This is a genomic window from Pseudomonas sp. GW821-FHT09D08, assembly GCF_059416305.1.
Genome location: NZ_JBWKOX010000013.1, coordinates 68,651 through 89,747, shown reverse-complemented (window position 1 = coordinate 89,747; position 21,097 = coordinate 68,651). Strand labels below are relative to the sequence as shown.

The window sequence follows — 21,097 nt, the reverse complement described above, 5'->3', positions numbered from 1 at the left end:
CGTAGCGCCTTATCTCCCAGAAATATTTATCTATCTGATTTAACAAGCCTTTATCCCAGGCATGTTTTTCTGCGGGTGCGTGTGGCACACTTTCTGCTGTCTATTCCGTTGTTACATACTAAGTTCCGGTATAGCGGAATACACAACTCCTGGAGTGCTTGTCATGCATCACCGACCTTCCGTGTTCAAAGCGTGTGTTTTTCTCTTCGCCGCATCGGCTTCCCTCGCAGGCATCGTGCAGGCGGCGGACAGCAAGCTCGATGATGTGCTCAAGCGTGGGCACCTGATCGTGGGTACAGGCAGTACCAATGCGCCGTGGCACTTCCAGGGAGCGGATGGCAAGTTGCAGGGGTTTGATATCGACATCGGCCGCATTGTGGCCAAGGGCTTGTTCAACGACCCGAGCAAGGTCGAGTTTGTGGTGCAGTCGTCCGACGCACGCATTCCCAACCTGCTGACCGACAAGGTCGACATGAGCTGCCAGTTCATCACCGTCACCGCCAGCCGTGCCCAACAAGTGGCGTTCACGCTGCCGTACTACCGCGAAGGCGTGGGCCTGCTGCTGCCGAACAACAGCAAGTACAAGGAAATCGAAGACCTGCAGGCGGCGGGCGATGGCGTCACCGTGGCGGTGCTGCAGAACGTGTATGCCGAAGAACTGGTGCACCAGGCACTGCCCAAGGCCAAGGTCGACCAGTACGACAGCGTCGACCTGATGTACCAGGCGGTGAACTCCGGCCGCGCCGATGCCGCCGCCACCGACCAGTCCTCGGTCAAATACCTGATGGTGCAGAACCCCGGCCGCTACCGCAGCCCGGCCTATGCCTGGAGCCCGCAAACCTACGCGTGCGCGGTCAAGCGTGGCGACCAGGACTGGCTGAACTTCGTCAATACCGCGCTGCATGAAGCCATGACCGGTGTGGAATTCCCCACCTACAAGGCGTCGTTCAAGCAGTGGTTCGGTGTGGACCTGCCGGAACCTGCCATCGGCTTCCCCGTCGAGTTCAAGTGATTCGTGAAAACCGGGGCGCCGCCAACGGCGCCCCCATCAGGTACTGCTGACCATGAACTATCAGTTGAACTTTGCCGCCGTGTGGCGCGATTTCGACACCTTGCTGGCGGGGCTCGGCCTGGGCCTGCAACTGGCATTGCTGTCGATCGCCATCGGCTGCGTGATCGGCCTGTTGATGGCGTTTGCCATGCTGTCCAGACACCGTGCGCTGCGCATCCTGGCCTCGGTGTATGTGACGGTGATCCGCAATACGCCGATCCTGGTGCTGATCCTGTTGATCTACTTTGCGTTGCCCAGCCTGGGTATCCGCCTAGACAAGATCCCGTCGTTCATCATCACCCTGTCGCTGTACGCCGGTGCCTACCTGACCGAAGTGTTCCGCGCCGGGCTGTTGAATATTCCCAAGGGCTTGCGTGAAGCCGGACTGGCCATCGGCCTCGGCGAATGGCGGATCCGTGCGTATATCACCGTGCCGGTGATGCTGCGCAATGTGTTGCCGGCGTTGTCGAACAACTTCATTTCGCTGTTCAAGGACACGTCCCTGGCCGCCGCCATCGCAGTGCCCGAGCTGACCTATTACGCCCGCAAGATCAACGTCGAAAGCTACCGGGTGATTGAAACCTGGCTGGTCACGACCGCGCTCTACGTGGCGGCCTGTTACCTCATTGCCATGCTGCTCCGTTACCTGGAGCAGCGTCTGGCGATCCGTCGTTAAGGAGGGTGTCCATGTACGAGTCCCCCAGCTGGCTGCATGAGTTGTGGATCGCCCGGGATACGCTCTGGGCGGGGTTTCAGGCCAGTGTCGCGGTGTCGGCGCTGGCGATTATCTTTGGCACGCTGATCGGCATCGTCGCCGGGTTGATCCTGACCTACGGCAAATTCTGGATGCGTGCACCGTTTCGCCTGTATGTCGACCTGATCCGTGGCACGCCGGTGTTTGTGCTGGTGTTGGCGTGTTTCTACATGCTGCCGGCGCTCGGCTGGAAAATCACCGCGTTCCAGGCCGGCGCCGTCGGGCTCACGCTGTTCTGCGGCTCCCACGTGTCGGAAATCGTGCGCGGTGCACTGCAAGCCATTCCCCGTGGGCAGTTGGAAGCAGGCAAGGCGATTGGCCTGACATTCCGGCAGTCCCTGGCCTACGTGCTGCTGCCCCAGGCGCTGCGGCAGATCCTGCCGACCTGGGTCAATTCCTCGACGGAAATCGTCAAGGCCTCGACCTTGCTCTCGGTGATCGGCGTGGCCGAATTGCTGCTGAGTACCCAACAAGTGATCGCGCGTACCTTCATGACCCTGGAGTTCTACCTGTTCGCCGGGTTTCTGTTCTTTGTCATCAACTACGCCATCGAGTTATTCGGGCGCTACATTGAAAAGCGGGTGGCCTTGCCATGAACCAACCTCAAACAACCGAGCCGCTGCTGGACATCCGCGGCCTGCGTAAACAATACGGCGAGGTCGAAGTGCTCAAGGGCGTCGACCTGTCCATGGCGCGCGGCAACGTGGTGACGTTGATCGGCTCCAGCGGCTCGGGCAAGACCACCTTGCTGCGTTGCGTCAACCTGCTGGAAGAATTCCAGGGCGGGCAGATCACCCTGGATGGCGAGTCCATCGGCTACAGCGACATCGGCGGCAGGCGCGTGCGTCACCCCGAACGCGTGATCGCCCAGCACCGGGCGATGACCGGCATGGCGTTCCAGCAGTTCAACCTGTTTCCCCATCTGAGCGCATTGCAGAACGTCACCCTCGGCCTGTTGAAAGTTAAGAAGATGCCTAAGGACGAGGCGGTGGCACTCGCGGAAAAATGGTTGGACCGTGTAGGACTTTTGCAGCGCCGCGATCACTTTCCCGGCCAACTGTCCGGCGGCCAGCAACAGCGTGTGGCGATAGCCCGTGCCATTGCCATGAACCCGAGCCTGATGCTCTTCGACGAAGTCACTTCGGCCCTCGACCCGGAATTGGTGGGCGAGGTGCTCAGTGTGATCAAGGGCCTGGCGGAAGAGGGCATGACCATGTTGCTGGTCACCCACGAAATGCGCTTTGCCTATGAAGTCTCGGACAAGATCGTCTTCATGAACCAGGGCCGGATTGAAGAGCAGGGCTCGTCGAAGGACATCTTCGAGCGGCCGCAATCGCCGCGCCTGGCGGAATTTCTCAAGAACATTCGTTTTTAATCAGGAGCATCGTTTTATGAGCATCACTCGTTACGGAGCCGGCAGTACGGCCGGCGGTGGCCAGCCGCGTCCCTTCGCCCGCGCGGTGGAAGCGGACGGTTGGCTGTACGTCTCGGGCCAAGTGCCTGCGGTGGACGGCGAAATCATCACCGGCGGGATCATCGAGCAAACCCGGCAGACCCTGCGCAACGTGGTGGCGATCCTCGAAGAAGCCGGCTACGAGTTGAAAGACGTGGTGCGGGTCGGCGTGTGGCTGGAAGACCCGCGGGACTTCTGGAGTTTCAACAAGGTCTTCGGCGAATACTTCACCCCGGAACACGCGCCGGCGCGCGCCTGTGTGCAGGCCAACATGATGGTGGACTGCAAGGTCGAGATTGATTGCGTGGCCTACAAGAAAAAGGGCTAAATTGCCCCACTCTTAAGCCCACCAGAGATCAAATGTGGGAGGGGGCAAGCCCCCTCCCACAGTGGACCTGCGCCAGCCCTACCATTTCGACCGGACTGATATCGCCATGACCGAAGACACCATCAAACGCCGCGCCAAAGGCCTGGACCGTGCATTCGATATCCTCGATTTTCTCAAGGAAATCGGCCAGCCCCTGCGCCCGAATGATATTGCCAGTGGCATCGGCAGCCCCAAATCCACGGTCTACGAATTGGTCGCCTCCTTGTTGGAGCGGCGCATCCTCGAAACCGTGGGCAAGGACGGTCACGTCTACCTCGGCCGTCAGTTGTATTTCCTCGGCCAGGCCCACTTGCGTCATTTCGACCTGGCCCGCGAGGCCGATCACGCCTTGCAGGAGATCGTCAGCCAAACCCACGAAACCGCGCAGATGTGCCTGCTCAACGGGCGCAAATACACGGTGGCGCTGATGCGCGAAGGCGAGCGGCATTTCCGTATTTCCTCGGACATCGGTGAAGACGCGCCGATCCCATGGACCGCCTCCGGGCGCCTGTTGCTGGGGCATTTGAGCGACCAGCAGATCATCGACCTGATCGACCACGACGACTTTATCCTGCCGGACGGCCAGCGCCTGCCGCTGGAGACCTTCCTCGCGCAAATCCGCCAGGCCACCCTCGATGGGTTCTTTTCCTTCGACAGTGTGGCCGACACCTTTACCCACTGCTTTGCCGCCCCGGTCCGGGACGCGCAGGGCATCAGCATTGCGACGCTGTGCATCGTCGCCCCTCGGGCCGATGCGAGCAAAAACTACAACGACTATCGCCGGGTGTTGATCGACAGCGCCAACAACCTGGCCCGTCGCATCAACGAATAGGAGTTTTCCATGTCAGCCATCAATGCCGTTGAAAAGGGCGCCGCCGCCGTCGGTGCCCACCTGGTCCGCGACGTCAGCCTGCCCGCCCTGGTGCTGCACCGCGACGCCCTGGAGCACAACATTCGCTGGATGCAGGACTTTGTCAGCAACAGCGGCGCGGAACTGGCGCCCCACGGCAAGACCAGCATGATGCCGGCGTTGTTCCAGCGCCAGCTTGCCGCAGGCGCCTGGGGCATCACCCTGGCCAACGCGGTGCAGACCCGCGCCGCCTATGCCGGTGGCGTGCGCCGGGTGCTGATGGCCAACCAGTTGGTGGGCGCACCGAACATGGCGTTGATCGCCGACCTGCTGGCCGATAAGGATTTCGACTTTCACTGCATGGTCGATCACCCGGACAACGTCGCCGACCTGGGCCTGTTCTTCGCCGCCCGTGGCCTGCGCCTCAACGTGATGATCGAATACGGCGTGGTCGGCGGCCGTTGCGGTTGCCGCAGCGAGCAGGAAGTGCGCGACCTGGCCAAGGCGATCAAGGCCCAACCGGCCCTGGCCCTCACCGGTATCGAAGGCTACGAAGGGGTGATCCACGGCGAGCACGCCATCAGTGGCATCCGCGACTTTGCCGCGAGCCTGGTGCGCCTGGCCGTGGACCTGCAAAACAATGGGGCCTTCGACCTGCCCAAGCCTATTATCACGGCGTCGGGGTCGGCCTGGTACGACCTGATCGCCGAGTCCTTCGAAACCCAAAACGCCGCCGGCCGTTTCCTCAGCGTATTGCGCCCCGGCAGCTATGTGGCCCACGACCATGGCATCTACAAAGAGGCGCAATGCTGCGTGCTCGACCGCCGCAGCGACCTCCAGGAAGGCCTGCGTCCGGCCCTGGAAGTCTGGGCCCATGTGCAATCGTTGCCTGAGCCGGGCTTTGCGGTGATCGCCCTGGGCAAGCGCGACGTGGCCTACGACGCCGGTTTGCCGGTGCCGCTTAAACGCTATCGCGCCGGGATCCTGCCGGCGGAAGGCGATGATGTGAGCGCCTGCACCGTCACCGCCGTGATGGACCAGCACGCCTTCATGACCGTCGCGGCAGGTGTCGAGCTGCGCATCGGCGACATCATTTCCTTCGGCACCTCGCACCCTTGCCTGACCTTCGACAAGTGGCAGGTCGGCTGCCTGGTGGATGAGCAGTTGCGGGTGATCGAGTCCCTGGAAACCCGTTTCTGAGTGTAAAGCCATGACCACCACCCATCCCCGCATCGCCCTGATCGGCGAATGCATGATCGAATTGCAACACCGCGCCGACGGCAGCCTGCAACAGAGCTTCGGCGGCGACACCCTGAACGCGGCGGTGTACCTGCGCCGTGAGCTGGGGGATATCGGCACGGTGGACTATGTCACCGCCTTGGGCGATGACAGCTTCAGCGACGCCATGTGTGCGCACTGGGCCGAAGAAGGCCTGGGGCTGGAGCGGGTCCAGCGCCTGCCCGGACGTTTGCCCGGCTTGTACTGCATCCAGACCGATGCCAACGGCGAGCGCAAATTCCTCTACTGGCGCAACGAAGCGGCCGTGCGCGACTGTTTTACCACGCCGGCGGCTGCCCCGATCCTGGCGGCATTGCCGGACTACAACGTGGTGTATTTCAGCGGCATTACCCTGGCGGTGCTGGGTGAAGTCGGGCGCCAGCGCCTGCTCGAAGTCCTGAGCGAAACCCGCCGACGTGGCGGTGCAGTGGTGTTTGACAACAACTACCGGCCACGGCTCTGGGCCACGGTGGACGTTGCCCGCGAGGCTTATCGCAGCGTACTGGCCGAGGTGGATATCGCCTTGCTGACCGAGGATGACGAACGCGCGTTGTTTGGTTATGCCGACAGCGAACAGGTATTCGCGGCGTACCCGGCGATTGCGGAAGTGGTGCTCAAGCGCGGTGCGGATGCGTGTTTGATCCGTTGCGACGGCGAGCGCCTTGCCGTGCCGGCGCTGAAGGTGGAGAAGGTGGTGGACACCACGGCGGCGGGGGATTCGTTCAGTGCGGCGTACCTGGCCAGTCGGCTCAAGGGCGGTTCGCCCCAGGAGGCTGCTTTGGCCGGGCATCGATTGGCGAGCCGGGTTATCCAGGTGCCGGGGGCGCTGATCCCCAGGGAGTAGATGAATGGCCGCCTGCGGCGGATCGGGAGCAAACCCCCTGTGGGAGGGGGCTTGCCCCCGATAGCGGTGTAAAGACAACCGCTCAGTCGCGGTAAAACACCTGCACCAGGTGATACCCGAACTTGCTCTTGATCGGCCCGTGCACCACCTTCACCGGTTTCTTGAAGATCACCGCATCGATCACCCCGACCATCTGCCCCGGCCGCACTTCACCCAAGTCGCCGCCGCGCTTGCCGGAGGGGCACGTGGAGTACTTCCTGGCCAGCACATCAAAGGCTTCGCCCTTGGCAATGCGCTGCTTGAGTTGTTCGGCTTCTTCGCTGGTTTTCACCAGGATATGGCGGGCTTGGGCTTTCATCGGTCTCTACCAGGTGTGCGACGGCGCGCGATTATGCCTGAACTGAATCATCGACGCTGATCATGCTGCGGATTTTGGTCGCCAGCAGGTCGATGGAAAACGGCTTGGCGACCATGTCCATGCCGTCCTCCAGGAAGCCCTGGCGCTCGGCGGCTTTCTCCGCGTAGCCGGTCATGAACAGCACCTTGAGCCCCGGCCGATGCTGGCGGGCGATCTCCGCCAGTTGGCGGCCGTTCATGCCGGGCAGGCCGACGTCGGTCACCAGCAGGTCCACGCGCAAGTCCGACTCCAGCAACGGCAGCGCCGCACGCGCATCCGCCGCCTGGTGCGCGGTATAGCCCAACTCGTCGAGCACATTGACCACCAGCATGCGCACCGCCGGGTCATCCTCGACCACCACCACCGCTTCGCCGGCAAGGGCCAGCGGGACTTCGCCCAGATGGGCGGGCTGGCTGCTTTCCAGGGAGGTGCCGTGCAGGCGCGGCAGATACAGGCGCACGCAAGTGCCCTGGCCCGGTTCGCTCTGGATGGTCACGTGGCCACCGGACTGCTGGGCAAACCCATAGATCATCGACAGCCCCAGGCCGGTGCCCTGGCCGATGGGCTTGGTGGTGAAGAACGGGTCGAACGCCTTGGCGAGAATCTTCGGTGCCATGCCGCTGCCGTTGTCACACACGCCGAGCATCACGTAGTCGCCGGCCCTGACCGGTTCGAGGGTGGTGATATCGGTGCCGTCCAGGTAGCTGTTGGCGGTTTCGATCAGCAGTTCGCCGCCATCGGGCATGGCGTCGCGTGCGTTGATTACCAGGTTGAGCAGGGCGTTTTCCAGTTGGCTGGCGTCGGTGTTGACCGGCCAGATGTCGCGGCCCAGTTGCACCTTGAGCGTGATATGCGCGCCCTTGGTGCGCTGGAACAGCTCCTCCAGGGACGCTACCAACTGGTTCGGATCCAGCGGGCGAAGGTCCAGCGACTGGCGCCGCGAAAAGGCCAGCAGGCGGTGGGTGAGGGCGGCCGCGCGATGGGCCGAGGACACGGCGGCGTCGGTAAAGCGGCCGATCTCGTCGCTGCGCCCGGCGGCGATGTAGCGCTGCATCAGGTCCAGGCTGCCGATGATGCCGGTGAGCATATTATTGAAGTCGTGGGCGATACCTCCGGTGAGCTGGCCCACTGCTTCCATCTTCTGCGCATGGCGCAGGGCATCTTCGGCGCGCTCGCGCTCGAACATCTCGTTTTGCAGGCGTTCGTTGGCTTCGGCCAGCGCCTGGGTGCGCTGGGCCACGCGCTCCTCGAGGTTCTCGTTGAGGTGGCGCAGGGCTTCTTCGGTGAGTTTGCGTTCGGTTTCATCGATGACAAAGATGTAGAAACCGTTCACCGAGCCGTCATTGCTGAAGCGTGGCAGGTATTTCATCAACGCATGGCGCGGGCGGCCATCGCGATGGGGGGTGACGGTCATGAAACTGCAGGCCTTGCCCCTGAGCGCAGCGGCGATCTTGTCCTCGCGCCCGGCGTACACATCGTCGCCGAGCACTTCGCGGATGGTCTTGCCGTACAGCTCCTGGGGCGTCAGGCCGTACCAGTCGAGGTAGGCACTGTTGTTCAGGCGAAAACGCTGCTCGTGGTCGACGTAGCCGATCAGCACCGGCATGGCGTTGATGATCAACTGCAGTTCGGTCTGGCTCTGGCGCAGGGCCTGCTCGGTATTTTTGCGCTCGGTGAGGTCCAGTGCCGCGCCGAGGAAGCGCGCGGGGCGGCCTTGATGATCCTTGTAGCAACGCCCTCGGGCGAACACCCAGCGCACCTGGCCGTCGGCCTGTTGCAAGCGATATTCCTCGGCGTATTCAGTGCCGAAGGTGATGCAATGCTTGATGCTGCGCGCCACCATGCCGCGGTCTTCGGGGTGTACGCCTTGCAGGTAGTTGCTGATCGGCAACCGGCTGGCGTCGCTTGGATCAACCCCGTGCAGGTAGGCGAAGTGCGCGTCGGCGATAAAGCGGTCTTCGCCAATGTCCCAGTCCCAGGTGCCCACCGCATCGGTGGCAGCCAGGGCCAGTTGCAGGCGTTGTTCGGTGTTGTGTTGGGCCTTGCGCCGTTCGTTGGTTTCGATGGCCGTGACCAGGATGCCGGCCACATTGGCGCTTTCATCGCGGATCGGGCTGTAGGTCAGGTCCAGCCAGATTTCGGTGTCGCGATTGTTGCGTTGCAGGACAAAACGCTGCTCGCTGAAGGTGCGCACCTGGCCGGTCAGCACGGCGTCGTAGATCGGCGCAGTGAAGCTTTCGAGTTCCGGCCAGGTCTGGTGCGCCGGCTGGCCCATGGCGTCCGGGTGTTTATTGCCCGCCAGCAGGGCGAAGCCGTCGTTGTAGAGTTGGGTGAGTTCGCTGCCCCACAGCAGGAGCATCGGCATCGGAGAGTGGATGACGATGTCCACGGCTGTGCGCAGGCTTTGCGGCCAATCATTGGCCTCACCGAGGGGGCTGTGCGCCCAGTCCAGCCGCGCAATCAATGCAGCGGCTTCGCTGCCGGTGGTTGTTTCCTTCATAAAAAGCCCTGAGCGTAACGCTTTGAAAAATGACAACACCCATTATCCCGTGGGACACCGATGGGTGACTACCCTCGAAAAATAGCATGCATTGAGGGTTTGTCTTCAAATGAGTGCGGCAGGGCTGAAACCTTTCATCTTTCCGCCAGTTCGGGGCGGTCGCGAAATTGCTCCAGGGCCTGTGGGTTGGCCAGTGCGTCGGTATTCTTCACCGGCTCGCCGTGCACCACGTTGCGCACCGCCAGCTCGACGATCTTGCCGCTGATGGTGCGGGGGATATCGCTGACAGCGAGGATCTTCGCCGGCACATGGCGCGGCGTCGTGTTGGCGCGGATCACCTGGCGGATCTGCTGCGCCAGGGCCTCATCCAGTTCGATGCCGTCATCCAGGCGCACAAACAGCACCACCCGCACATCGTCCTGCCAGCGTTGGCCGATGGCCAGGCTTTCCAGCACCTGCGGGACTTTTTCCACCTGGCGATAAATCTCCGCAGTGCCGATGCGCACGCCGCCGGGGTTGAGCACTGCGTCGGAGCGGCCGTGAATCAGCAGGCTGCCGTTGGGGCGTTGCTCGGCGTAGTCGCCCTGGGCCCACACCCCGGGAAACTGGCTGAAATACGAGGCGCGCAGCTTCTTCTGGTGCGGGTCGTTCCACAAGCCGATGGGCATCGCCGGGAAGTGCCGGGTGCACACCAGCTCGCCTTTTTCCCCGACCAACGGTTGGCCCTGGTCGTCCCACACCTCGATGGCCATGGCCAGGCTCTTGCACTGCATTTCCCCGCGCCGCACCGGCAACACCGGATTGCCGATCACAAAGCAGGAGACGATATCGGTGCCACCGGACATCGAGGACAGGCACAACTCGGCCTTGATCTCGCGGTACACGTAGTCGTAGCTCTGGGGCGACAAGGGCGAGCCGGTCGAAATCAGGCCCTTGAGGCTGCCCAGGTCGTGGCTCAGGCGCGGTTGCAGCCCGGCCTTTTCCAGGGTGGCGAGGAACTTGGGGCTGGTGCCGAACACGCTGATCTTTTCCGCGTCGATCAGGTCGATCAAGCGTTCCGGGCCGGGGTGAAACGGCGAGCCGTCATACAGCACCGCCGTGGCCCCGATCGCCAGCACCGAAACCAGCCAGTTCCACATCATCCAGCCGCAGGTGGTGTAGTAGAACAGGCAGTCCTCGCGGGAGATATCCGCGTGCAGGCCGTGTTCCTTGAGGTGGGTGAGCAGCACGCCGCCGGTGCCGTGGATGATGCATTTGGGCACGCCGGTGGTGCCGCTGGAATAGAGGATATACAGCGGGTGATCGAACGGCACCGCGACGAACTCAGGCTCGCCGCCGGGTTGGTAGAAGTCGTTCCACAGGGCGACGCGGGCCTGGGTCTGATAGTCCTCGACGCAGGCCTGGGGCCGTGCATACGGGACGATGATCAATTGCTTCAGGGACGGCAGGCGTTCGAGGATTTCATTGAGCTTGGCGCTCTGGTCGATGGTTTTACCGGCGTAGCGGTAGCCGGCGCAGGTGATCAGCACCTTGGGCTCGATCTGGCCGAAGCGGTCGATGACGCCTTGGGTGCCGAAGTCTGGCGAGGAGCACGACCAGATCGCGCCCAGGCTGGTGGTGGCAAGCATGCCGACCAGGGTTTGCCAGGTGTTGGGCATGCAGGCGGCGACCCGGTCACCGCGGCCGACACCGGCCGCCCGCAGGCTGTCCTGCAGGCCGGCGACGTGGGCGGCCAGTTCGGCGTAGGTCAGTTGTTCACGCTGGCCGTCTTCGCTGATCGCGACCACCGCCGGGTGATCGTCGCGGCGGCGCAACAGGTGTTCGGCAAAATTCAGGGTCGCGCCGGGAAACCACTGGGCGCTGGGCATCTCGACGTCTTCGATCAGCACTGCACTGGGCGGGCTGCGAAACTGCACATCGAAGAACGTGACGATCGCCTGCCAGAAGTCCGGGCGCTGGTCGATGCTCCACTGGTGCAGGGCCGGATAGTCGCTGAGCTGCACGCCGTGGCGATCATTGATAAAGCGCCGGAACTGGTCCATTCGCGTGTTGCGGATGCGTTCGGGGGAAGGTTGCCAGAGGATTTCGGACATCAGCACGGTCTCTTGTTCTTATGCAGGTTTTCCAAACTATAGCGTTCTAATGTGTCTGGCCTTATTGGGCCAGCCAGCCGCCATCAATGTTCCACGCCGCCCCCCGCACCTGGGCACCGGCCTCGCTGCACAAGAACAGCACCAGCTCTCCCAGCTGCGACGGCGTCACGAACTCCAGTGACGGCTGTTTCTCCGCCAGCAGATCATGTTGCGCCTGCTGCGGATCGACGCCGTTGGCCACGCGATCATCAATCTGCTTCTGCACCAGCGGCGTCAGCACCCAGCCGGGGCAGATCGCGTTGCAGGTCACGTTGCTGGTGGCGGTCTCCAAGCCCACCACCTTGGTCAAGCCGATCACGCCGTGCTTGGCCGCCACGTACGCGGCCTTGCCCACCGAGCCGACCTGGCCGTGCACTGAGGCGATGTTGACGATACGCCCCCAGCCCTTGGCCTTCATGCCCGGCAGGCTCAAGCGCGTGCTGTGGAACACCGAGGACAGGTTGATCGCGATGATCGCGTCCCAGCGTTCCACCGGGAAGTCCTCCACCGCCGCCACATGCTGGATGCCCGCGTTGTTGACCAGGATGTCGACACCGCCGAACTCACGCTCGGCGTAGGTCAGCATGTCGGCGATCTGCGCCGGGTCGCTGACGTCCGCCGGGTGGTGGCCGACCTTGCCGCCAAACGCCTGCACCTGGGCAATCACCGCGCTGGCGTCGCCGAAACCGTTGAGGATCAGGTTGGCACCGGCCTTGGCCAGGCTCAGGGCGATACCCAGGCCGATGCCGCTGGTGGAGCCGGTGACCAGGGCGGTCTTGCTGTTCAAAGTCGTCATGAAAACCTCACACAATGCCGGTGGCGTAGAAAGTACCGATCACCACGAACACCGCGAGGGTCTTGATGATCGTGATGCCGAAAATGTCCTTGTAGGCTTCGCGGTGGGTCAGGCCGGTCACCGCCAGCAGGGTGATCACCGCGCCGTTGTGGGGCAGGGTGTCCATTCCGCCGCTGGCCATGGCCGCGACCCGGTGCAGCACTTCAAGGGGAATATTGGCCGCATGGGCCGCCGTAATAAAGCTCTCGGACATGGCCGCCAGGGCGATGCTCATGCCGCCGGATGCGGAGCCGGTGATACCGGCCAGCAGGGTCACGGTGATCGCTTCGTTGACCAGCGGGTTGGGGATGCCCTTGAGCCAGTCCGCCAGTACCAGGAAGCCCGGCAGCGAAGCGATCACCGCGCCGAAGCCATATTCGGACGCGGTGTTCATCGCCGCCAGCAATGCGCCGCTGACTGCGCTTTTGCTGCCGTCGGCGAGCTTACTTTTGATCGCCGACCAGCCGAATACCAGCACCATGATGATGCCCACCAGCAACGCCGCCTGCACCGCCCAGATCGCAGTGAGCTTGGCGATTTCAGTGGTCACCGGCGCGCTCATGCCCGGCAGGCTGAGGCTGTGAGTCTTGCCGTACCACTGTGGGATCCAGTGGGTGAACAGCAGGTTCATCACGCCCACCAGGATCAGCGGCGACAGCGCGACCCACGGGTTGGGCAGGGTGAGGTTTTCGGCGGTTTCCGGCTCGTTGCGCAGCTCGGTGCCGTAGCCTTCACCGGCGCGCTGGGCCTTGTTGCGCTGGCGCGCCAGGTAGAGCATGCCGGCGCAGAACACGAAAATCGTGCCGATCAGCCCCAGCCACGGCGCCGCCCAGGCGGTGGTGTTAAAGAAGGTGCTGGGGATGATGTTCTGGATCTGCGGCGTGCCGGGCAGGGCGTCCATGGTGAACGAGAACGCACCGAGGGCGATGGTCGCCGGTATCAGGCGCTTGGGGATATTGCTCTGGCGGAACATCTCCGCCGCAAACGGGTACACCGCAAACACCACCACAAACAGCGACACGCCGCCGTAGGTGAGCAGGGCGCAGACCAGCACGATCACCAGCATCGCCTGGCGCGTGCCGAGCAAACGGATCGCCGCCGCCACGATAGAACGCGAGAAACCCGACAGCTCGATCAGCTTGCCGAACACCGCACCGAGCAGGAATACCGGGAAATACAGTTTGATAAAGCCGACCATTTTCTCCATGAACACCCCGGTAAAGGCAGGGGCGACGGCGGACGGGTCGGTGAGCAGCACGGCGCCGAGGGCGGCGATGGGGGCAAACAGGATAACGCTATAGCCACGGTAGGCAGCCAGCATCAGCAACGCGAGCGCTGCCAGGGCAATGATCACACTCATGGTGTGTCTCCATCGGATTGTTATTGTTGTGGGTGAAGCAGTGGGGAGGGCTATAGCGAGATGTGTGCCATATTTTCAAGTTATTGAAATATATGGATATTTTTTAATTTCTTTCGAGTGTTTTTGAATGCTGTCTCTATTTGGAGACAAATGAAGATCAAATGTGGGAGGGGGCTTGCCCCCGATAGCGGTGCATCAGCCAGCATATGTGTTGACTGACCTAATGCTATCGGGGGCAAGCCCCCTCCCACAGGGAATGTCTTTGTATGGAGAATTTGGTCTCTATTTTGAGACTAGGCGATACCCAGTGCCACCATCTTCTTGTACAACGTCGATCGCCCCAGCCCCAATCGCCTGGCCGCCTCCACCACATTCCCGTCACACGCCTCGAGCGCCGCCGCAATCACCTGCCGATCAAACCGCTCCCGCGCCGCCGCAAACGTCTCACCCTCAACCGTGTCCACCGCACCGCGTTCCACCGGGCTGAACGTGCCAATCGCCGCACGAATGTCCCCAGCGTTCAACACCAGGTCATCGCTCAGCAACGCCGCGCGCTCCAGCACGTTGCGCAGTTCGCGGATGTTCCCCGGCCACGCATGCTGTGCCAACAGCGCCAGGGCTTCGCGGTCCAGTTCATGCTGGCTGCGCAGTTCCTCGAGGATCGCTTCGCTCAGCGCCGGAATGTCCTCCAGCCGCTCACGCAGCGGCGGCACCTGGATCGGCAATACGTTCAGGCGGTAATACAGGTCCGCACGGAACTCACCGCGCTTGATCGCCGCTTCCAGGTCCATGGAGGTGGCCGCGATCACCCGCACATCGCTGTGCAGCATTTCGTTGGAACCCACCGGTTCGAATTCCTTTTCCTGCAACACCCGCAGCAGCTTGCTTTGCAGCGGCAGCGGCATATCGCCGATTTCATCGAGGAACAGCGTGCCGCCTTGGGCAATCTGGAATTTACCCGGGCGGCCCTTGCGATCGGCACCGGTAAAGGCGCCCGGCGCGGTGCCGAAGAACTCGGCTTCCAGCAGGTCATGGGGAATCGCCGCGCTGTTGATGCTGACAAACGCCTTGTGCGCACGCGGTGAGGCGCCGTGGATCGCCTGGGCGAGCAATTCCTTGCCGGTACCGGTCTCGCCCAGCAGCAGCACCGGTGACTCGGCGCTTGCGCTGCGCCGGGCACGGCGTTTGACTTCCAGGCTGGCGGCGCTGGTGCCGATAAAGTGCGCAAAGTTGTACTTGCTCTGGCGTGAGCGCAGCAACGAGCGGGTGGAGGCCAGTTCCTGCTGCATGCTCAGGTAGCGCTCGATCAGCGGCGACAGGTTGCGCAGCTCATCGAACAAGGCAAAACCAATCGCACCGATCACTGCACCGGCGTCGTTGTGGATCGGCAGGCGCATCACCACCAAAGGGCCTTTGGGGGTGTCCTGGATGTCCAGCAGAATCGGCCGGTCGGTGCGCACCACCTGGCGCAACAGGCTGTTGGAAATCACCTGCTCGCACGGCTGGCCGATGGCTTCATCGGCACTCTTGAGGCCGAAGCGCTTGGCGTAGCGCTCGTTCATCCAGACGATATTGGCGTCGCGGTCGACAATCACCGTGCCTTCGCTGGACTGCTCGATGATCTCGAACAGCGACTGGATCGCCAGGCCGCGAACCTGTTGGTAGTCCGTCAGGCTGGTACTCATGACGACAGCCCGCCGGCCGCCGCCAGGAGTTCTTTGGTATACGGGTGCTGCGGTGCTTCGAAAACGTCATGGCTCGGCCCGCGCTCCACCACCTTGCCGTCCTTGATCACGATCATGTCATGGGCCATGGCGCGCACCACGGCGAGGTCATGGCTGATAAACAGGTAGGTCAGGCCGTACTTTTCCTGCAATTCACGCAGCAACGCTACGACCTGCTTCTGCACCGTACGGTCCAGTGCCGAGGTCGGTTCATCCAGCAGCATCAGCGCCGGCTTGAGCACCAGCGCGCGGGCGATGGCGATGCGTTGGCGCTGGCCGCCGGAGAATTCATGGGGGAAGCGATGGCGGCTGGCGGGGTCGAGGCCCACGTCCTTGAGCACCTGGATCACTTGCGCATCGCGCTCGGCCAGGCTGCACGGCGCATGCACCTCCAGGCCTTCGCTGATGATCTGCTGCACCGACATGCGCGGGCTGAGGCTGCCGTAGGGGTCTTGGAAGACCACCTGCATCTGTTTGCGCCACGGGCGCATCTGCTTGTGGTTGAGCGGGTCGAGGGCCTCGCCCTGGAAGCGGATGCTGCCGGTGGAATCCAGCAGGCGCAGGATCGCCTGGCCGAGGGTGGACTTGCCCGAACCGGACTCGCCGACAATCCCCAGGGTCTTGCCGCGCTGCACGCTGAGGCTGATGCCATCCACCGCGCACAGGTAGGTCTTGCGCCGGAACAGGCCGCCGCCCAGGGGGAATTGCACGCTCAGGTCGTGCACGTCCAGCACGGTCTCCCGTGGCTCGCTGCACAGCACATCGCCGGACGGCTCGGCGTCCAGCAGCAGGCGGCTGTAGGGATGTTGTGGTGCCGTGAACAAGGTCTCGCAGTCAGCCTGCTCGACAATCTCCCCGGCGTGCATCACGCACACCCGCTGGGCGATGCTGCGCACCAGGTTGAGATCATGGCTGATCAGCAGCAGCGACATGCCCAGGCGGTGTTGCAGGGACTTGAGCAGCAGCAGGATCTTGCGCTGCACGGTCACGTCGAGGGCGGTGGTGGGCTCGTCGGCGATCAGCAGTTCCGGCTCACAGGCCAGGGCCATGGCGATCATCACCCGTTGGCGCTGGCCGCCGGAGAGTTGGTGCGGATAAGCCTTGAGGCGTTCCTGGGGTTTCTGGATACCCACCAACTGCAGCAACTCGAGGATTCGCGCCTGCGCCGCCTTGCCGCCCAGGCCCTTGTGCAGCAGCAAGGTTTCGCCGATCTGTTTTTCGATGCTGTGCAGCGGGTTGAGGGAGGTCATCGGCTCCTGGAAGATCATCGCAATGCGGTTGCCGCGCAGTTTCTGCAAGGTCGACGCCGAGGCGCCGACCAGTTCCTGGCCGCGATATTTCACGGAGCCATGGGTTTCAGTACCGGCTTCGGGCAGCAGTTGCAGAATCGAATGGGCGGTCACCGACTTGCCGGAGCCGGACTCACCCACCAGCGCCAGGCACTCGCCGGGGCGTACATCCAGGCTCAGGTTGCGTACCACGGTCTGGCCGCTGAAGGCGACGCTGAGGTCGCGGATTTCGATCAGGTTCATACGCAGTCACTCATGAGCGTGGGTCGAAGGCATCACGCAATGCCTCGCCGATAAAGACCAGCAGCGACAGGATCAGCGCCAAGGTGAAAAACGCCGTCAGGCCCAGCCACGGCGCTTGCAGGTTCTGCTTGCCCTGGGCAATCAGCTCGCCCAGTGACGCACTGCCCGCAGGCATGCCGAAACCGAGGAAATCCAGGGCGCTCAGGGTGGAAATCGCCCCGGTGAGAATGAACGGCAGGTAGCTCAAGGTGGCGGTCATGGCATTGGGCAGGATGTGCCGGCGAATGATCTTGCCATCGCCCAGGCCCAGGGCCCGCGCGGCCTTGACGTACTCCAGGTTGCGCCCGCGCAGGAACTCGGCGCGCACCACATCCACCAGGGCCAGCCAGGAAAACAGCGCCATGATCCCCAGCAACCACCAGAAGTTCGGCTCGACAAACCCCGACAGGATGATCAGCAGGTACAGCACCGGCAGCCCGGACCACACTTCAAGGATGCGTTGGCCGAGCAGATCCACCCAGCCGCCGTAATAGCCCTGCAAGGCCCCGGCGGCGATGCCGATGGTGGCGCTGATCGCCGTGAGTGCCAGGGCAAACAGGATCGACACCCGCGCGCCGAAGATCACCCGCGCCAACACATCCCGCGACTGGTCATCGGTACCCAGCCAGTTCACCGTCGAGGGCGGGCTGGGGGCCGGGCGGGTCAGTTCGTAGTTGGGCGTGTCGTCGCTGAACGGGATGGGCGGGAACAGCATCCAGCCGCCGTCCTGCTTGATCAGCTTTTGCACGTAGTCACTGCGGTAATCGGCCTGGAACGGCAGTTGCCCGCCGAACTGCTGCTCGGTGTAGCGCTTGAAGACGGGGAAATACAGCTCGTTCTTGTAACTGAGCACCAAGGGTTTGTCATTGGCGATCAACTCGCCGCCCAGGGTCAGGATAAACAGCCCGATAAACAGCCACAGCGACCACCAGCCGCGACGGTTTTTCTTGAATCGTTCGAAACGCCGACGGGCCACGGGAGACAGGTTAAGCATCAGGCGTTCCTCGCGGCGAAGTCGATACGCGGGTCCACCAGGGTGTAGCAGAGGTCGCCGATCAGTTTTATCAGCAGGCCAAACAAGGTGAAGATAAACAGCGAGCCAAACACCACCGGGTAGTCCCGGGACACGGCGGCCTCGTAGCTCATGCGGCCGAGGCCATCGAGGGAAAAGATCACCTCGATCAACAGCGAACCGGCAAAGAACACACTGATGAACGCCTGGGGAATCCCCGAGATCACCAGCAGCATGGCGTTGCGAAACACATGGCCGTACAGCACCCGGCGTTCGCTCAGGCCCTTGGCACGAGCGGTCACTACGTACTGGCGCGTGATTTCATTGAGGAACGAGTTTTTGGTCAGGATGGTCAGGGTGGCGAACCCGCCGATCACCAGCGCACTGACCGGCAGCACCAGGTGCCAGAAGTAGTCGGCGATCTTGCCCACGGTGCTCAGCTCGGCGAAGTTTTCCGAGACCAGCCCGCGCACCGGAAACCAGTTCAATGACGTGCCTCCGGCGAACACCACGATCAGGAACATCGCGAACAGGAACGCCGGCATCGCGTAGCCAATCACAATGGCGGTGCTGCTCCACACATCAAAGCTGCTGCCATGGCGCACCGCCTTGCGAATGCCCAGGGGGATCGACACCAGGTAGGTGATCAGCGTGGCCCAGAGGCCGAGGGAAATGGTCACCGGCATTTTTTCCAGGATCAGGTCGATCACGGTGGCGCCGCGAAAGAAGCTGTTGCCGAAGTCCAGCTGGGCGTAGCTCTTGAGCATCAGCCACAGGCGTTCCGGCGCGGGCTTGTCGAAGCCGTATTGTTTTTCGATGTCCTTGATCAGTTTCGGGTCCAGGCCACGGCTGGCACGGGAGCCGCTGCTGACACCGTCGCCGGATGAGCCACCGACCGCGCCGCCGCCGATGCCCTGCAAGTGGGCGATGGCTTGTTCCACCGGTCCGCCGGGGGCGGCCTGGACGATCACGAAGTTGACCAGCAGGATGATCACCAGCGTCGGGATGATCAGCAGCAGGCGCCGCACGATATAGGCAAACATCAGCGAGCTCCCGCGCGTTTTTTCAACTCGGCATTCATTTGTTCATTGGTCAGCGGGGTAGGGCTGATTTCCCACCAGGTTTCCAGGGCTTCATCATTCCTGGCCTCGATGGCCGGACGGCCGAAGCGGTTCCACCACGCGGCGGAGGTGCCGGGCGGGTAGTAATTGGGGATCCACAGGTAATTCCATTGCAGCACCCGGTCCAAGGCATGGGCATAGGTAAGCATCTGCGCCTGGGTGTCGGCCTTGACCAGGCCCTTGATCAGGCTGTCGACGGCCGGGTCCTTGAGCACCATGTAGTTGTTGGCGCCCGGATCGAATGCGGCGCTCGAGCCGAAGTAGTTGTACAGCTCCATGCCGGGCGAGGTGGTGACCGGGAAGCCGGTGACGATCATGTCGTAGTCGCGGGCCATCAGGCGGTTGACGTATTGCGAAGAGTCGATGCGGCGGATGTTCAAGGTAATGCCGATCTGTGCGAGGTTGCGTTTGTACGGCAACAGCAGGCGTTCCAGGCCGTTCTGGGCATTGAGGAAGGTGAACTCCAGCGGCTCGCCCTCGGCGTTGACCAGTTTGTCGCCGTCTGGCTTCCAGCCGGCTTCTTCCAGCAGCGCCAGGGCTTGCAGCTGTTTGTCGCGGATCATGCCGCTGCCATCGGTGACCGGGGCCTTGAACACCTGGGTGAATACCTCGTCGGGAATCTGCCCGCGCAAGGGTTCGAGAATCGCCAGTTCTTCCGGGGTGGGCAGCTGGGTGGCGGCCAACGGGCTGTTGGAGAAGTAGCTTTGCTGGCGGATGTACAGATTGCGCATCATCTGCCGATTGGCCCATTCGAAGTCCCACAGCATCGCCAGGGCCTGGCGCACGCGACGGTCCTTGAACATCGGCTTTTGCACGTTGAACACATAACCCTGGGCCGGTTGCGGCATGTCCTTGGCCAGGTGCGCACGTTGCAGGCGGCCATCGTCCAGGGCCGGGCCGTTGTAGCCGATGGAATAGCCGGTGGCGGAAAACTCACGGTTGAAGTCGTAGGCGCCACCGCGCAGTACCTGGCGGGCCACTTCGGTGTCACCGAAGTACTCCAGGCTCAGGTGATCGAAGTTGTACAGGCCGCGGCTGACGGGCAGGTCCTTGCCCCACCAGTCGGGGTCGCGGGTAAAGGTGATGGTGCTGCCCGAGTCGATCTTGCCGACCTTGTACGGGCCGCTGCCCAGTGGGGCTTCGTAGCCACCGCCGTTGGCGAAGTCGCGGGTTTTCCACCAGTGCTCGGGAAACACCGGCAGGGTGGCGACATCCAGGGGCAGGGTGCGGTTTTCATTGCTGGAGAAATCAAAACGGACCTGGCGCGGGCCTTCGACTTCGACGTGCTTGACGTCGGCGAACAGCGTGCGAAAGCGCAGGCTGCCTTGGGTCATCAGCAGGTTGAAGCTGTAGCGCACGTCTTCGGCGGTGATCGGCTTGCCATCGGCAAAGCGCGCCTTGGGGTTGAGGAAGAAGCGCAGGGACAGGCCGTCCTCCGCGCGTTCCATCTTCTCGGCCACCAGGCCATACACCGTATAGGGCTCATCCAGGGAACGCAGGGCCAGGGGCGCATACAACCAGCCGTCGACCTGGGAGACGCCGATGCCTTTGTCGATATACGGCAGCACATGGTCGAAACGCCCGATCTCCAGCGCCGAGCGCCGCAGGCTGCCGCCCTTGGGGGCGTTGGGGTTGGCGTAGTCGAAATGGCTGAAACCGGCGGGATACTTGGCCGGTTCGCCGTACACGGTCATGGACGGTTGGGGCGCCGCGATCACGGCGCTGCTGGCCAGCAGCAGGGCCAGGGAGGTACTGAACAGTCTGGAAAAAGCCAATCGCATTGTCAGCCTTGAACGCCGGGTGAAGAAGAATAAGGATTTGTACGCTAACGGCATCAGCGTCGCCAGT

The 21,097-nt window shown here is 62.8% G+C and carries 18 protein-coding genes; 8 read left to right on the top strand and 10 right to left on the bottom strand.

What is annotated here, in order from left to right; all coding sequences use genetic code 11:
• Positions 1–163: 163 nt before the first annotated feature.
• The 8 genes from AC07OP_RS20900 (at position 164) to AC07OP_RS20865 (ending at position 6,597) form a co-directional block, all read left to right on the top strand.
• The gene (locus tag AC07OP_RS20900; protein WP_027608633.1) at positions 164–1,012 is read left to right on the top strand and encodes a transporter substrate-binding protein; all 849 of its coding nucleotides are present in this window, start codon (positions 164–166) and stop codon (positions 1,010–1,012) included.
• Positions 1,013–1,064: 52 nt separating this feature from the next.
• Positions 1,065–1,727: an amino acid ABC transporter permease gene (locus AC07OP_RS20895; RefSeq protein ID WP_027608632.1), complete on the top strand. Its 663-nt coding sequence runs from the start codon at positions 1,065–1,067 to the stop codon at positions 1,725–1,727.
• Between the two features lie 11 nt (positions 1,728–1,738).
• Positions 1,739–2,401 (top strand): amino acid ABC transporter permease, encoded by a 663-nt coding sequence (locus tag AC07OP_RS20890; RefSeq protein WP_065941973.1) that lies wholly within the window; start codon positions 1,739–1,741, stop codon positions 2,399–2,401.
• The gene (locus AC07OP_RS20885; RefSeq protein ID WP_495102365.1) at positions 2,398–3,180 is read left to right on the top strand and encodes an amino acid ABC transporter ATP-binding protein; all 783 of its coding nucleotides are present in this window, start codon (positions 2,398–2,400) and stop codon (positions 3,178–3,180) included. The genes AC07OP_RS20890 and AC07OP_RS20885 overlap by 4 nt, the downstream gene beginning before the upstream one ends.
• A gap of 16 nt (positions 3,181–3,196) precedes the next feature.
• Positions 3,197–3,586: a RidA family protein gene (locus tag AC07OP_RS20880; RefSeq protein WP_012723821.1), complete on the top strand. Its 390-nt coding sequence runs from the start codon at positions 3,197–3,199 to the stop codon at positions 3,584–3,586.
• A gap of 106 nt (positions 3,587–3,692) precedes the next feature.
• Positions 3,693–4,457 carry an IclR family transcriptional regulator gene (locus AC07OP_RS20875; protein WP_495102364.1) on the top strand — a complete coding sequence of 255 codons (765 nt, stop codon included), beginning with the start codon at positions 3,693–3,695 and terminating at the stop codon, positions 4,455–4,457.
• 9 nt (positions 4,458–4,466) lie between these two features.
• Complete coding sequence (locus AC07OP_RS20870) at positions 4,467–5,675, top strand: amino acid deaminase (RefSeq protein WP_253490783.1); 1,209 nt, start codon at positions 4,467–4,469, stop codon at positions 5,673–5,675.
• A gap of 10 nt (positions 5,676–5,685) precedes the next feature.
• Positions 5,686–6,597, top strand: coding sequence for a sugar kinase (locus AC07OP_RS20865; protein ID WP_495102363.1), 912 nt, complete (start codon positions 5,686–5,688; stop codon positions 6,595–6,597).
• Between the two features lie 82 nt (positions 6,598–6,679).
• On the opposite strand, the gene AC07OP_RS20860 is transcribed toward AC07OP_RS20865, so the two are convergent.
• The 10 genes from AC07OP_RS20860 to AC07OP_RS20815 form a co-directional block, all read right to left on the bottom strand.
• Positions 6,680–6,955, bottom strand: a complete 276-nt coding sequence (locus tag AC07OP_RS20860; RefSeq protein ID WP_065941977.1) for a peptidylprolyl isomerase — start codon at positions 6,953–6,955, stop codon at positions 6,680–6,682.
• Positions 6,956–6,986: 31 nt separating this feature from the next.
• Positions 6,987–9,494, bottom strand: a complete 2,508-nt coding sequence (locus AC07OP_RS20855) for a PAS domain-containing hybrid sensor histidine kinase/response regulator (RefSeq protein WP_495102362.1) — start codon at positions 9,492–9,494, stop codon at positions 6,987–6,989.
• Between the two features lie 134 nt (positions 9,495–9,628).
• Positions 9,629–11,587, bottom strand: a complete 1,959-nt coding sequence (locus tag AC07OP_RS20850) for an acetoacetate--CoA ligase (protein WP_495102361.1) — start codon at positions 11,585–11,587, stop codon at positions 9,629–9,631.
• A 61-nt stretch (positions 11,588–11,648) separates the two neighbouring features.
• Positions 11,649–12,422 (bottom strand): 3-hydroxybutyrate dehydrogenase, encoded by a 774-nt coding sequence (locus AC07OP_RS20845; RefSeq protein ID WP_495102360.1) that lies wholly within the window; start codon positions 12,420–12,422, stop codon positions 11,649–11,651.
• Positions 12,423–12,429: 7 nt separating this feature from the next.
• Positions 12,430–13,821, bottom strand: coding sequence for a GntP family permease (locus AC07OP_RS20840; RefSeq protein WP_495102359.1), 1,392 nt, complete (start codon positions 13,819–13,821; stop codon positions 12,430–12,432).
• A gap of 293 nt (positions 13,822–14,114) precedes the next feature.
• Positions 14,115–15,506 (bottom strand): sigma-54 interaction domain-containing protein, encoded by a 1,392-nt coding sequence (locus tag AC07OP_RS20835; protein WP_495102358.1) that lies wholly within the window; start codon positions 15,504–15,506, stop codon positions 14,115–14,117.
• Positions 15,503–17,077, bottom strand: coding sequence for an ABC transporter ATP-binding protein (locus AC07OP_RS20830; RefSeq protein ID WP_495102357.1), 1,575 nt, complete (start codon positions 17,075–17,077; stop codon positions 15,503–15,505). Before AC07OP_RS20830 ends, AC07OP_RS20835 begins: the two co-directional genes overlap by 4 nt.
• 10 nt (positions 17,078–17,087) lie before the next feature.
• Positions 17,088–18,110 (bottom strand): ABC transporter permease, encoded by a 1,023-nt coding sequence (locus tag AC07OP_RS20825; protein WP_175539029.1) that lies wholly within the window; start codon positions 18,108–18,110, stop codon positions 17,088–17,090.
• Entirely contained in the window at positions 18,110–19,171 is a 1,062-nt protein-coding gene (locus AC07OP_RS20820) for a microcin C ABC transporter permease YejB (RefSeq protein WP_027608619.1), read from the bottom strand. The genes AC07OP_RS20825 and AC07OP_RS20820 overlap by 1 nt, the downstream gene beginning before the upstream one ends.
• Complete coding sequence (locus AC07OP_RS20815) at positions 19,171–21,030, bottom strand: extracellular solute-binding protein (protein WP_115488205.1); 1,860 nt, start codon at positions 21,028–21,030, stop codon at positions 19,171–19,173. Before AC07OP_RS20815 ends, AC07OP_RS20820 begins: the two co-directional genes overlap by 1 nt.
• Between the last annotated feature and the right edge of the window lie 67 nt (positions 21,031–21,097).